Raw genomic sequence first — 13,150 nt, 5'->3', positions numbered from 1 at the left:
CGGCTGATCCGGCCACGGGTTCGGCTTCTGATTCGTCTGATCCGGCGACAGGTTCGCTCGCGACCCTGACCGGTTCGGTTTCCGATTCGGCTGATCCGGCCACGGGTTCGGCTTCTGACTCGTCTGATCCGGCGACGGGTTCGCTCGCGACCCTGACCGGCTCGGCCGCAGACGGCACCGGCTCCGGTGACTCGGTCACGAACATCACCGGTTCCGCCAACGGCTCCACCGACCCCGCGACCCTGCTGACCCTCGGTTCGCTGGCTGCTGCCGGCATCGGCATCGGCATCGTTGTCTCCGGTGGCGTCAACCTCCCGCCGCTTCCCCAGATCGACCTGGGGATCGTCTGCACCCTGCCGCCCGAGGCCATCGACTTCCTCAAGAGCAACGGCTCCATGGAGCAGGATGAGTGCGAGCCCGAGGAGCAGAACTGACGTTCTGCCCGATTCGCTGACTAGTCAGTGAACGGCTAGCTCTCCCGAGATCCCCCATCGACCACACGGTCGGCGGGGGATCTCGCATTTTCCTAGGGCCGATACCGTCGTCGCCATGGCCACCCCCGACTTCGTCCTGGAACTCCGCAAGCACGTGGGGACCGCGCCGCTCTGGCTGGCCGGGGCGACCGCCGTCATCCGCGACGCCGACCACGCCCGGGTCCTGCTGGTCCGCCGCGCCGACAACGGCTGGTGGACCCCCGTCACCGGGATCGTCGACCCCGGTGAACACCCGGCCGAGGCGGCGATCCGTGAGGCACGCGAAGAAGCCGACGTGGCGATCCGCGTGGACCGGCTCGCCTCCACCGGTGTCTCCCGCATGGTCACCTACGCCAATGGCGACCGCGCCCAGTACCTGGATCACACCTTCGCCTGCACCTACATGGGCGGCGACCCCTACCCGGCCGACGGCGAGAACACCGACGTGCAGTGGTTCGCCGTCGATGACCTGCCCGAGCTGCGCCCCCACATGCTCGCGCGGATCGAGGCCGGACTGGCCGACGAGGAACGCGCCCGGATCGAGCTGACCACCGAGTCCGCAGGCGGACGGCCGGCAGGCGCCGGATAGCCCTGTCCGACGGTCCCACTAGAATCGGGGTCGTGTCCGCCGATCGTCTCCGCGCCGAGGTCCCGCCCGTGGTGACCGCGCTCGTCGGGATCGTCGTGGCCGTGGTCAGCGCGGTGTTCGGCATCAGCGCGCACGGCCTGGCCGCAGGAGCGGGTGCTGTGCCCCCGAGCCCGGGCCAGGTCCTGCTGGTCGCAGCGGCGAGCGCGGGCGTGGGTGCGGCCACCGCAGCGGTCGCCCGTCAACGGACCCCGATGCTGATGGCTCTGGCGGGTCTGATCGCCGGCCAGGGGCTCGTCCACCTGGTCCTGGCCTCCGGGCACACGCACGCGGGCGGGGGCGGCGCGCACACGGCAGGATCTGCGTCCGCTGCGCATTCTGCAATGGCTGGGCTCGGCCACCACGCCACCGACCCCGCGGCCATCCGCGCCGCGATGGACGGGTCAGGGTTCGGCTCCACCCTCTCATCTGCCACCTCCCCGGCCACCTCCCCGGTCGCCCTGCTCACGCCGGGCATGCTGGGCGCACACCTGGCCGCGATCGTCGCGACGCTCGTCTTGGTGGCGGTGTTGTCCGGGGCGCTGGCCTGGGTGGCGGCGCGGGTGGTGCCGCTGCTGGCGACTGTTCACCTCGTCGTCGTCGCCCCGCTCGTCTCGTCCTACGACGCCGGCGCCCCGCGGGACCGGTTCCTCCTGGCCCGCGGTGGTACCCGGGCGCCTCCCGTGGCTGTGTGACCTGCTCTCCGCACCGGCGCGCGACTCGCGGCCGGGCGCTCTCACACACCACCTCAAGGATCACGCCATGCGTTCGACCTCCCGTTTCACCCACCATTTCACCCCCCGTGCCGCCCTCGCCGCGGCCGCTGCACTGACCCTCGCGTTGACGACGGCGGCCTGCGCCTCCGACGACGCTGCCACCGACCCGACCGCCTCCGACCAGTCCACCGCGACCGTCGCGTTTGACGACGGCTGGGTCAAGGCCACCGACACCGACATGAGCGGCGTCTTTGGCACCCTCCGCAACCCGGGCGAGGCCGACGTCCACCTGACCGGCGTCTCCGGTGACATCGGAGGCAGTCCCGAACTCCACGAGACCGTCCCCGGCGGCGGTGGCGGGATGATGATGCAGGAGAAGGAGGGCGGCTTTGTCATCCCCACCGGCGGCGAGTTGGTGCTGGCGCCCGGCGGCAACCACATCATGCTCATGGGGCTCGAGCGGCCCATCACCACCGGCCAGCAGATCACCCTCACGCTGGAACTCGACGGCGGCGCCGAGCAGGACATCACCGTCTCCGCGCGCGACTTCAAGGGCGGGCAGGAGGAGTACGTCGGCGGCCACGGGGATGCGGACGGCGGCGGGACGACCGGGGGCATGAGTCACGATGGCTGACAAGCCCTCCCGCGGCCTGTCCAGGCGGTCGGTGCTCACCGGCGGCGTCGGAGCCGTCATGGGTGGCGGGTTGCTCGGCGGCGTAGTCGGCGGGGTGGCAGGCGGCGCGGCCGGGTTCGTGGGTCGCGGCGCCCTGGACGACGACGACGAGGCCATCCCGGACTGGAGGACCGTCGCCGACTCGCGCGCCGTGGGGGCTGCCACCGAGCCCTTCCACGGCGCACGCCAGGCCGGCATCACCACGCCGCCGCAGGCCCATGCAGCGTTCGTGGGCTTTGACGTCGCCGGAGGAGCGACCCGCGCGGAGATCCAGGGCGTCCTGCGGGCCTGGTCCCAGGACGCCGCGCGGCTGACCACCGGCCGCGGCGGGCTGGCCGATCTCGAGCCCGAGCTCGCCGAGGACCCGGCGCGGCTCACGGTGACCATCGGGTTCGGCCCGGGGCTGTTCGACGCACTGCGGATGACCGAGCGGCGGCCGTCCTGGCTGCGGCAACTGCCCGCGTTCCCGCAGATCGACCAGCTGGAGGACCGGTGGTCGGGCGGGGATCTGCTGCTGCAGATCTGCGCCGACGACCCGCTGGTGGTCTCGCACGCCGCCCGGGTCCTGGCCTCGGGAGTGCGCGGGGTGGCCGAGCAGAAGTGGTCGCAGCGGGGCTTCCGCAAGGCCGTGGGCACGGACCCGTCAGGCCGGACCCAGCGCAACTTGTTCGGGCAGATCGACGGCACCGTCAACCCCACCGAGGACGTGGACGCTGACCAGCTCCTGTTCTCCGACGGGAGCTCTTCGGACGGCAGCTCTTCAGGCTCAGACGGGCGGGCCCAGCGCTGGATGCGGGACGGGTCGTCGCTGGTCCTGCGGCGCATCCGGATGACCATGGACACCTGGGAGGAGATCGACCGCACCTCGCGCGAGCTGAGTGTGGGCAGGCGGCTCGACACCGGTGCGCCGCTCACCGGGGTGGCGGAGCACGACCCCGCTGACTTCGGAGCCGTGAACGAGGTGGGGCTGCCGTTGATCCCGCCGGAGTCGCACATGGCGCGGGCGCGGCAGCGTCACCGCAGCGAGGCCATGCTCCGGCGGCCGTACAACTACGACGACCCGCCCGAGCCCGGCGAGATGAGCAGCAGCGGCCTGTTGTTCACCGCGTACCAGGCCGACCCGGTGCGGACCTACGTGCCGGTCCAACGGCGGCTCGCCGAGCAGGACGCGCTCAACACGTGGACGATCCCCATCGGGTCGGCGGTGTTCGCGCTCCCGCCCGGCGCGCCGGAGGGCGGGTACGTGGGGCAGGGGTTGTTCGAGGGGTAGGGCCGGGTTGGCTCGGCTCGTCCGGGCTGGCTTGCTCGCTTGGACTGGCCCGCCCTGCCCCGCCCTGCCATCGCCCGGACACCCGCTCCCGGCGATGGCGTCTCGCGTGTGCGCCTGTACTCCCACGACACAGCCGCTCCCAAAGGTGGCGTCTCGCGTGAGCTTCGGGGCACGCGGGACGCCATCTTCGGGGGCGGCTGTGGTGGTGGGCGGTGCCAGACGAGGTGTGACCTCAGCAGGTGCGTCAGAGCGCCGCTGCGATCGCGTCCGCCATCGCCTGCTGGCCGAGCTTTGTGGGGTGGAACGGGGCGGCCATGGTCGGGAGGCCGCCGAGGAAGTCGGTCCAACGATCCTCGGGGGCGGCGCAGGCACTGCGGTCGACGTCGTCGACGGGCAGGACCGAGATGTGGCCGTTGCGCTGGGCGGCGGAGTCAACGGCGTCGTTGATGGCCTCGCCGACCTCGCGGGCCCACGCCACGTCGGCCGGGTTGAGCTGCTGGGTGAACGCACAGCTTCCACCCTCGGCCGGCATGAGCGGCATGTACTGCGTGGTGACGACCTTCGCGTTCGGGGACTTCTGCTCGATCGCGTCGTAGACGTCATCAATCGGGCCGTCCGCACCGAAGGTCTCGGCGATGTCGGCGGCGACGCCTGCGCCGATGGCTGTCTCGCAATTCGGCGTCGTCTTGTAGTCGCCTTGCTTGGTGATGCACTGAACGATCTTGCCGAAACCGACGTCGTTGCCGCCGATGGACAGGGTGACGAGGTCCGAGGTGGTGCCAAGGGCGTCGATCTGCGCCGGCACGTTCTGGTACTGGGCCCTGGTGATGTCGGCGGTCACGGCCGCACCGCAGGTGGCGTCGGTGAGCGCGCCGACGGCGGGGTTCATGTCGAGCCGGTTCGGGTAGTTGGTCAGACTCCGGGCGCAGGCCTGGGCCGCGGGCCCCTCGGCCAGGAGGGACTGGTCCCCGAACGCCGCGTAGGAGTCGCCTAGGGCCACGTAGTCGGCGTAGGCGGGCTGGGCTAGTGAGCCGAGCGAGCCGGACGCCGGGATCGGGGTACCGAGCGAGCCGACGGCGAGCGTCCCGTCGGGGCTCACGGTGGATTGCGCCGACGCGAGTGGAGCGGCCGCGAGCGCGACGGAGGCGGCCAATGCCAGGGACGTGGTGAGGGTGCGTGCGCCAGCGGAGCGGCGGCGAGAGGAGGTGAACATCAGTTCATTCTTCCGCGCCCGTCGCCCCTCCGCTGCCGATTCGGGCGTTCTGGACACCTGTCAGGTCGACTGTCAGATCGAGTGTCCGAGCTCAGGCGCCAGCGAGCGCGGCCACCACGCGTTCGGCCACGTGAGCATGACCCGCGGAGGTGGGATGCACGGGGACGGAGGCTGTCGGGAGACCCGTGAGATCCACCCATCGGGTCTCGGCGGGCGAGCACATCGAGTGGCCCGGCTCGTCGGGGATGACGACCGTCGCGCCGTTGCGCTCGGCTGAGTCGCGGACCAGTCGGTTGATGGCGCCCTGGAACCCGCGCATCTTGTCGCGCTCGGCCTCGGTCGCAGCCATCAGCGGGGCGCAGTCGGGGGAGTTGCGGACGGTCTGTTCGTCGGGGATGGCTGACAGATAGCCCACGGTCACCACGCGGGCATCGGGCGAGCGGCGGGCGATCTCGCCGTACACCGAGTCCATACGGCTGTCGAGGGTCTCCAACGCCTCGGCAGCCTGCCGGTCGATCACATCGCTGCACCCGGTGGTGGCGTCGAAGCCCCTCGCCAGCCCTCCGGAGACCGCGTCGACTGCCGGTAGGAACCCGGGAGCGAAGTTCGGCCGCAGGGCGCAGGCCACGATCACCGCGGCGAACCCGACGTCGTTGCCGCCCATGGTCAGCGAGACCAGGTCGGTATCGGCGTCGAGCGCCTCGAACTGCGGCGGGGCGCCGGTGCGCCCGGGCGCCCAGAAGTCGTCGGTCACAGCACCGGCGCAGCTGGCGTTGACGAAGGCGGCCACGCCGAGTTCGCGCGCCACCACGGTGGGGTAGGCGTCGTCAGTCCGCACGCAGGCGACCGGTCCGCCGCCCCACGACCCCGGCATGACCCGGCCGACGGCGGCGTAGGAGTCGCCCAGCGCCACGTACTTGGCCGGGCCCGTTCCGGCCCCGGTGTAGACGGACGGCCCGATGCCGCTGCCGTCGACCTGCCCGGCGATGTTCTGGCCGAGGGTCTGCGCTGAGCCGCCCGCCTGCTCGACCGTGGATCCCGTGGCCGGGGGAGCGACCGGGATCCCGGGGGAGGCCTGGGCAGCGCCGGCGGAGGCGAGCGAGCTCAACAGGACGGTTGCGGCAGCGCAGGCGGTGCCGGTGACCGCACCGCGCGCGGCTAGGCCCAGACGAGAAAGGTGCATGGGATCACCCTCTCATGAACACCTGTCCAGCAACGCCGCGGACACACGGCCGCGGCCCCGGTTCGCGGGAGGAACCGGGGCCGTAGGTCGGGCGCTAGCTGATGCGCGCTGTGTCAGCAGACGAACGTCGCGTCAGCCGACAGGTGTAGCGGTCAGTCGACCGGCGGCGCGGCGGGCAGGCGCACGAGCTGGCCGGCGTAGGACAGGCCCGCGCCGAAACCGATGCACAGCGCAAGGTCACCCTGCTTGGCCTGGCCGTCACGCAGCATGGCCTCCATGGCCAGCGGGATCGAGGCGGCCGAGGTGTTGCCGGTCTGCTCGATGTCGTTGGCGATCGCCACGGTATCCGGCAGGCCGAGGTGCTTGGCCATGGCCGAGTTGATGCGGCCGTTGGCCTGGTGGGGGATGAACGCCTGGATCTGCTCGGCGGTCACCCCGGTGGTCTCCAGCGTCTCCGCGCACACCTTGGACACCTGCACGGCAGCCCAGCGGAACACCTTGGAACCGTCCATGACCAGGAAGGGCTGTGCGGCGGGGCCCTCGGTGGCCTCATCGATGAACTCGCGCCAGTTCTTGGTCTGCTTGATGGCGTCGGCCTTCTCGCCGTCGGAGCCCCACACCACGGGGCCGACGTCGTTGCCCTCCGACGGGCCCACCACGACGGCGCCCGCGCCGTCGCCGAAGATGAAGGCGGTGTTGCGGTCGGTGAAGTCGATGCCGTCGCTCATGCGCTCGACGCCCACCACCACGACGTACTTCGAGCCGCCGCCGCGAATGAGGTTGGTGGCCACGGCCAGGCCGTAGCCGAATCCGGCGCAGCCGGCGGTCAGGTCGAACGCGGCGATCCCGTTGCGACCGATGTTCATCGCGACCTTGGGTGCGGAGTGGGGGGTCATGCTCTCGTACGTCGAGGTGCAGACGATCACGGCGTCGACGAGTTCGGCGTCGATCCCGGCCGAGACGATCGCCTTCTGCGCGGCGGCACTGGCCATCATGATGACCGACTCGTCCTCGCTGGCGAAGCGGCGGTTGAGGATCCCCGAACGCTCGTAGATCCACTCGGACGTCGAGTCGATCTTCTCGCAGATCTCCTCGTTGCTCACGACCCGACCGGGGCGGTAAGCGCCGATTCCCAGCAGGGCCGCGCCGGGCGCGCCCTCGCCGGTCGCGATGGTCACGGTGTCGTTGGAATCGGCCATACGGGTATCGCTCCTCGTCGGTATGCGTTTGACGTGCTCACCGTCACGATACTGATCGGGCGTGGGAATCACCTGAGGCGGTCCGCGGACCGGGGTGGTCGGCCGGTCGCCGAGCGGACCGGGGTGGTCGGCTGGTCGCGGCTCAGCCCCCGAGCAGGTCCTCGAGCCATCCGCGCCACCGCGGTGCGTCCCAGGTGGGCTCGACCCCGTCGATCGCCGCGGCGCCCAGCGGTTCGCCGGTGCCGCCCGGGGCGTCCACGTATTCGTACACCCGCACGCCGATCGCAGCCCGGCCGGTGGCGTCCTCGGGGGTGTCCCCCGCGGGGAAGGCGTAGAGCTCGAGCATCCCGTCGACCGGGGCGGACAGGATGAGGGTGACCGAGGCCTCCGACTCCATCGCCACGATCCCGCCGACCTCGCCGGACCGCGCCACGGCCCCTCCGCCGCTCGCACCAGTGCCGTCGCCGGCGCCGCCGTCAGCGCCTCCGTCAGCGCCTCCGTCAGCGCCTCCGCCAGCGGCAGCGCCGGCGAACCCGCCCCCGACCCCGGTCGCCGGGGCCACGAGCGTGCTCAACACGCGGGCCCACAGCTGCGGAACGGACGACGACACCGGATCGGTCGCGACGTCCACCGTGACCACCCCGTCCGCCGGCCGGTGGGTCAGCCGGTGCGCCAGAACGGTCAGCGCGTGCGCCCAACCGCTCAGGCTCCCATCGACAGACTCCTCCGCCAACTGCCCGCCCGAATCGAAGCCGGAGCGCAGGGTCAGGACGCTGCCGCCCTCGTCGTCGTCGACAACTTCACACGAGGTCTCCCACGGCGGCACGGGGACGCCCTCGCCCATCCAGTTCCGCTCGGCGTAGGTGAACACGCCCGGCGTGCCGGGCGCCGGCGGCGAGTAGACCGTGATCTCGCCGACCGTCGCGGTGAGCATCGCCTCGGCGGCCTCCTCCGGCCCGGTCGTGGGGTCGGGGGCCCCGGGGTCGGCGAACTGCACGATCCGCCCACCGACCTGCGGTTCCAGGGCGCACGGCACGAACCACGAGGAGATGCCCTCGCCGGTGGAGATCGCGTCCCACACCACGTCCGGCGCCACCGGGAGCGGCACGCGGCACACCACGTGGCGGCCACCGTCCGTGGCCTCGATTCCTGCCGTCACCCCGTACATATCGCGCTCCTGCCCGCCCGTCCGCCCATTACCGGCACAACGCTACCGGCGCGGGTGCGAGCCGTAGCCTGGCGGTCATGATGTCGACGGGCGGGGCCGCGGTGGGAGGGGCCCCGGTGAAAGAGGACGCGGGCGACACCGCGAGCGCTGGTGCGGTCGCACCCGGTCTCCGGGGCCCGGTGACGGCCACGGCGCTGCTCTTCGTGGCGAACGGCGCGATCTTCGGCGCGATCGTGCCCCGGCTGCCCGATCTCAAGGACGCGCTCGACCTGGGTCCGGCCGCGTTCGGGCTCGCGATGGCGTGTTACCCGGCCGGCGCGCTCATCGGGGGACTGTTCGCGCCCGCCCTCATGAGGCGCCACTCGGACGGGGCGGTGGCGGTGGCGACGATGTGTGCTGCGTCCCTAGTGGCGGCGCTCGTCGGGTTCTCGCCCGTGGTGGCGGTGTTCGCCGGACTGATGCTGCTGTTCGGGCTGTGCGACGCCCTCACCGATGTGTCGATGAACGCTCACGGCATCCGCGTGCAGTTGCAACACGGACAGTCGCTGATCAACCGGTTCCACGCCCTGTGGTCGCTGGGCGCGGTCCTCGGCGCGGCGGGCGGTTCGGTGGCCGCCGGGGCCGGGTTCCCCGTGCGGGGGCAGATGATCGGCGCGGGCGTGGTCTGCTGCGTCGCGGTGCTGGCCGCGTACCCGCTTCGACTGGGTGGCTCCGTGACCGGGGACGAGTTGGGCCGCGACCTCGACTCCGAACGCGCCGGTGAACCCCGGGCGGCGGCCCCGCATCGCCGGATCCCCGGGGGCCGGGCGCTGCTGGTACTCGTGGCGCTGGGAGTGCTGGCCTCCTGCGCCGCGGTGGTGGAGGACTTCGCCCAGACCTGGTCCGCGCTGCATCTGCGGGAGGTCGCAGCGGCCGGGGCCGGGCTGGCCGGACTGGGCTTCATCGCCGTCCAGGGCGCGCAGCTGATCGGCCGCCTCACCGGCGATCGGCTGGTCGATGGATTCGGGGCCGCGCACGTCGGTCGCATGGGCGGGGCGTGCGTGGTCGCCGGCTCGGGCGCGGCGCTGGTCGCCTCGCATCTCCTCGACGGCCCCGCTCTGCTCGCCGTCCTTCTCGCGGGTTTCGCCCTGGCCGGGTGGGGGATCGCCACCGTGATCCCGGGCGCGATGGTGGGCGCGGACAGGGTCCCGGGGCTGACCCCGGGAACCGGCCTGGCCGTGCTCAACTGGGTCATGCGCGTGGGCTTTCTGACGTCCCCGCCGCTGGTCGGCCTGATCGCCGAGCACGCCGGGATGCGCTGGACCGTCGTCCCGGTGCTCGTGGGCGGCGTGGTCATCGCGGTGCTGGCCGGGCCGCTGCTCGGGCGCAACGACCGGCCCGGTCACACGTTTCAGGAGGTGCGCGCGTGAGCGCCCCCGAGCCGTTCATCAAACGCGGCTCCCGCCACGGCGCCGGTTCAAACGGACCCGATTTCTATCGCCACGACTTCTATCGACACGAGGCCGCCGGGCTGGCCTGGCTCGCCGCGGCACCCGGCGGGCCCCGCGTGGTCACCGTCCTCGATGTCGACGACGACGAGATCACCCTCGAACCCATCCCCGCAGGTCGCGCGACCGCGCGAGCGGCTCGTCGGTTCGGTCTGTCGCTGGCCGCGATGCACGATGCCGGGGCCGCCGCCTGGGGCGCACCCGCCGGCGGCTGGGCGGGCCGGTGCTACATCGGCAACCGTCGGCAGGAGTGCCGGCCCACCGGGTCGTGGGGCGAGTTCTACGCCGAGCAGCGGGTCCGGCCGTTCGTGTCGATCGCCGTGGACCTGGGCGTGCTGGGGGGAGCAGACCTGGCCGTGGTCGAGAAGGCCTGCGACCGGATCGGCTCCGGCGAGCTCGACCACCCCGACGACGCTCCCGCCCGGATCCACGGCGACCTCTGGACGGGCAACGTGCTGTGGACTGCAGGGCGCGGCGAAGACGGGAACGGGGCCGAGGTGGAGGCCGTGCTCATCGACCCCGCCGCCCACGGCGGGCACCGCGAGACCGACCTGGCCATGCTGGCACTGTTCGGGGCGCCGCACCTGGACGAGATCCTGCACGGCTACCAGGACGCGCACCCGCTGCGCGAGGGCTGGCACCAGCGGGTGCCGCTGCATCAACTGCACCCGCTGGCCACCCACTCGGCCGGGCACGGCGCCGGCTACGCGATCGCGCTGGCCGACGCCGCCCGGCAGGTGCTACGCCTGTAGCGGGCAGGCGTACCCGAGCGCCCGGGTCTTACGGAGCCGGAGCGGCGGCCGGGCTGACCCGGAAGACGGAATCCTTGCCGTCGGCGTCAGAGGTGGTGACCAGCAGCGACCCGTCGGGCTCAGACGTCAGCGAGCGCAGGCGGCCGAAGTCGCCCTCGAGGAGCACGGCGGCGTCGCGGACCGACCGGCCGTCATCGGCCAGGTGGAGCAGCACCAGCTTCTGGGTCTTGAGGTTGGCCATGGCCAGAGCCCCTTCCCACTCACCCCAGGCCGAACCCTGGAGGAACTCGATGTCCGCCGAGGCCAGCGTCGGTGCGCCCGAGGACCAGACGGCCTCGACGGCGTCCGGGAATTCTCCGGTGTCGGTCATGGGGACGTTCTGGTTGTACTGGCCGCCGACGTTCGGGTTCCAGCCGTAGTTGCCGCCGGCCTGCAGCAGGTTCACCTCGTCGTCGACGTCCGGGCCGTGCTCGGCGGAGTAGACGTTCCCGGTGACGGGTTGGATCGCCAGGCCCTGGATGTTTCGATGGCCGATCGTGTGGATCACCGAATCGCCCGAGGCGGGCGCCCCGTCGGGGCGGATGTGCAGGGTCTTGCCCGCGAGCGAGTCACGCGACTGCGGGGCCGCGCCGGTGTACGTGTCCCCGGTACCGACGTAGATCGACCCGTCCGGGGCGGTGAGCAGGCGGCAACCACTGTGAATGCCCTCAGCCCCCAGCGGGATGCCGGTCAGGGTGTCACGGACCTTGGTCATCTGCGACCAGTCATCGGCGGCCCGGAACGTGGTGATCCGGTTGTCGCGTTGGCCGCCGGAGTTGCGCGACCAGCACACGTGGATCTCGCGGTTCTGGGCGAAACCCGCGTCCACGGCCATGCCCATTAGTCCGCTCTCGGACTGCCGGAACAGGCCGGGGAGGTCGATCGCGACCTGGCGCTGCGCTCCGCCCACCGGCTTGGCCACCATGCGGCCGCCGCGCTCGCCGGTGAGGATGGTGCCGTCCGGGGTGCGGACCACGTCCCACGGGATGTTGAGACCGTCCATGACCGTGGTGGCGGTGACCGCGGGGCTCGCGACCACCGGCACGTCGTCACCCGCGCCGACGCCGACCGCCGGCGGGAACAGGATGTTGGGCGGGATCAGGCTGGTGTCCATCGACCCCGCGGACCCGCCCCCCAGGGAGCCGGTCTGCGCGCAGGCCACGGCGGGTAGGGCCATGACGACCGCCGCGGCGGCAGCGATGCCGGTCAGCGACCGGGAGCGGACTCGGCCGCGGGACGGGGTGTGGGTGGGTCCTGAGCGCACAGTGGTCTCCCGATGAAGTGAGGAAATGGGATGAGGATGCGTTCCCGAACATATGCGCCTCTCGGCAGCGGCGGTACCGGACCCACGACAAACCCCGGCCACCCGGCCCTGGGGAGGGCGGGTGACCGGGGTCCGAGTGGGCTGCGATCCCGTGGCCAGGGCTCCAGCGGCTAGAGTTCCTCGATCGTGGCCGTGGCGTGCACCGTGCCGAGCTTGCGCGGGTTGCGCGCCGTGAGCGACCAGGCCGGGTCGCCGGCGGACGCGCCGCGTCGGGCATAGACGGCGAGCTTGGCCGGGAGCACGACGGGCTTGCCGAACTCCACCGAGTAACGCGCCCGCTCGGGGATGGCGCCCTCGACCACGCTGAGCAGGGTGCCGGCCGTCCACATGCCGTGGGCGATGACGTTCGGGAAGCCGAACGCCTTGGCACCCACCTTGGAGACGTGGATGGGGTTGCGGTCCCCGGACACCGCCGCGTACTCCGAGATCAGCGCCTCGGACACCGACTTGACCACGGTGGGGTCGCCGATCTCCGCGGCCGTCGGTGGCTCGGGCCGCTGCGGGCGGGGCGCACCGGAGGGCGGGGTCAGAGAGGTCCGGCGCTTGGAGAGCAGGCCCGACGTCTGGACCCAGGCCGGCTCGTCGTCGTCGCCGGTCCGGATCTCCGTGACGATGTCCAACAACAGGCCGGCGGAGTGCTCCCGCAGGTTCTGGGCCCGCGCGCGGATCGAGAGCTCGTCGCCCACCCGCAGCGGGCGGCGGGACTCGATCTGGTTGGTCAGGTGCACCGAGCCCATGGCCGCCACCGGGTAGTCGGGGTCCAGCATGAGCTGCATGCTCAGCGGGAACGCCAGGGTGAACGGGTAGGTCAGCGGCAGGGTGTCACCGAGCCGCAGGTCGCAGACGTGCGCGTAGGCGGCCAGGTTGGCCACGTCCACGCGCACGCCGGAGACCTCGACGCCCTTGGTGGGCATCGACTTGCCGTCGCGGCTGCCCCCCACCACGGGGAGCGAGCCGAGGGCCGCCTTGCCGTACTGGGACAGCAGGTTGGGGATGGCGGGGAGCCGCGTGTACTCCACGGGCTGATC

Annotated in this window: 12 protein-coding genes and 1 pseudogene; 7 read left to right on the top strand and 6 right to left on the bottom strand. The window is 72.1% G+C overall.

The genetic code is table 11. The features are described 5' to 3' along the window. From R4P08_RS00160 to R4P08_RS00140, 5 genes and pseudogenes are all read left to right on the top strand, one after another. Nucleotides 1-434: pseudogene (locus tag R4P08_RS00160) on the top strand (hypothetical protein); the annotation flags it as partial. Nucleotides 435-549: 115 nt separating this feature from the next. Beyond that, entirely contained in the window at nt 550-1,062 is a 513-nt protein-coding gene (locus tag R4P08_RS00155) for an NUDIX domain-containing protein (RefSeq protein ID WP_317811725.1), read from the top strand. A 32-nt stretch (nt 1,063-1,094) separates the two neighbouring features. Then, the gene (locus R4P08_RS00150) at nt 1,095-1,793 is read left to right on the top strand and encodes a hypothetical protein (RefSeq protein ID WP_317811724.1); all 699 of its coding nucleotides are present in this window, start codon (nt 1,095-1,097) and stop codon (nt 1,791-1,793) included. A 67-nt stretch (nt 1,794-1,860) separates the two neighbouring features. Next, nucleotides 1,861-2,448: a copper chaperone PCu(A)C gene (locus tag R4P08_RS00145; RefSeq protein ID WP_317811723.1), complete on the top strand. Its 588-nt coding sequence runs from the start codon at nt 1,861-1,863 to the stop codon at nt 2,446-2,448. Next, complete coding sequence (locus tag R4P08_RS00140) at nt 2,441-3,757, top strand: Dyp-type peroxidase (RefSeq protein ID WP_317811722.1); 1,317 nt, start codon at nt 2,441-2,443, stop codon at nt 3,755-3,757. The genes R4P08_RS00145 and R4P08_RS00140 overlap by 8 nt, the downstream gene beginning before the upstream one ends. Nucleotides 3,758-4,001: 244 nt before the next feature. Here the strand turns inward: R4P08_RS00140 and R4P08_RS00135 are convergent, their stop codons facing one another. The 4 genes from R4P08_RS00135 to R4P08_RS00120 all read right to left on the bottom strand — a co-directional run bounded on the left by R4P08_RS00135 (nt 4,002) and on the right by R4P08_RS00120 (nt 8,520). After that, the gene (locus R4P08_RS00135) at nt 4,002-4,970 is read right to left on the bottom strand and encodes an SGNH/GDSL hydrolase family protein (protein WP_317811721.1); all 969 of its coding nucleotides are present in this window, start codon (nt 4,968-4,970) and stop codon (nt 4,002-4,004) included. 91 nt (nt 4,971-5,061) lie between these two features. Beyond that, the gene (locus R4P08_RS00130) at nt 5,062-6,153 is read right to left on the bottom strand and encodes an SGNH/GDSL hydrolase family protein (RefSeq protein WP_317811720.1); all 1,092 of its coding nucleotides are present in this window, start codon (nt 6,151-6,153) and stop codon (nt 5,062-5,064) included. A gap of 152 nt (nt 6,154-6,305) precedes the next feature. After that, a complete protein-coding gene (locus R4P08_RS00125) occupies nt 6,306-7,352 on the bottom strand; it encodes a beta-ketoacyl-ACP synthase III (protein WP_317811719.1) in 1,047 nt (348 codons plus the stop codon). Nucleotides 7,353-7,494: 142 nt separating this feature from the next. Next, nucleotides 7,495-8,520 (bottom strand): SRPBCC domain-containing protein, encoded by a 1,026-nt coding sequence (locus R4P08_RS00120; protein ID WP_317811718.1) that lies wholly within the window; start codon nt 8,518-8,520, stop codon nt 7,495-7,497. Nucleotides 8,521-8,597: 77 nt separating this feature from the next. On the opposite strand from R4P08_RS00120, the gene R4P08_RS00115 reads away from it, so the two are divergent. Both R4P08_RS00115 and R4P08_RS00110 read left to right on the top strand, forming a co-directional pair. After that, the gene (locus R4P08_RS00115; protein WP_317811717.1) at nt 8,598-9,929 is read left to right on the top strand and encodes an MFS transporter; all 1,332 of its coding nucleotides are present in this window, start codon (nt 8,598-8,600) and stop codon (nt 9,927-9,929) included. Then, nucleotides 9,926-10,759, top strand: coding sequence for a fructosamine kinase family protein (locus R4P08_RS00110; protein ID WP_411741129.1), 834 nt, complete (start codon nt 9,926-9,928; stop codon nt 10,757-10,759). Before R4P08_RS00115 ends, R4P08_RS00110 begins: the two co-directional genes overlap by 4 nt. A 28-nt stretch (nt 10,760-10,787) precedes the next feature. Here R4P08_RS00110 and R4P08_RS00105 read toward each other — a convergent pair whose 3' ends face one another. Both R4P08_RS00105 and R4P08_RS00100 read right to left on the bottom strand, forming a co-directional pair. Next, nucleotides 10,788-12,062 (bottom strand): PQQ-dependent sugar dehydrogenase, encoded by a 1,275-nt coding sequence (locus tag R4P08_RS00105; protein ID WP_317811716.1) that lies wholly within the window; start codon nt 12,060-12,062, stop codon nt 10,788-10,790. Between the two features lie 170 nt (nt 12,063-12,232). Continuing rightward, nucleotides 12,233-13,141, bottom strand: a complete 909-nt coding sequence (locus tag R4P08_RS00100) for a MaoC/PaaZ C-terminal domain-containing protein (protein ID WP_411741138.1) — start codon at nt 13,139-13,141, stop codon at nt 12,233-12,235. Between the last annotated feature and the right edge of the window lie 9 nt (nt 13,142-13,150).

The organism is Rhodococcus sp. IEGM 1408 (genome assembly GCF_033142235.1).
Taxonomy (GTDB): domain Bacteria; phylum Actinomycetota; class Actinomycetes; order Mycobacteriales; family Mycobacteriaceae; genus Dietzia.
Note: the sequence above shows the minus strand (reverse complement) of the source record. Positions and strands in the feature narration are given on the sequence as shown.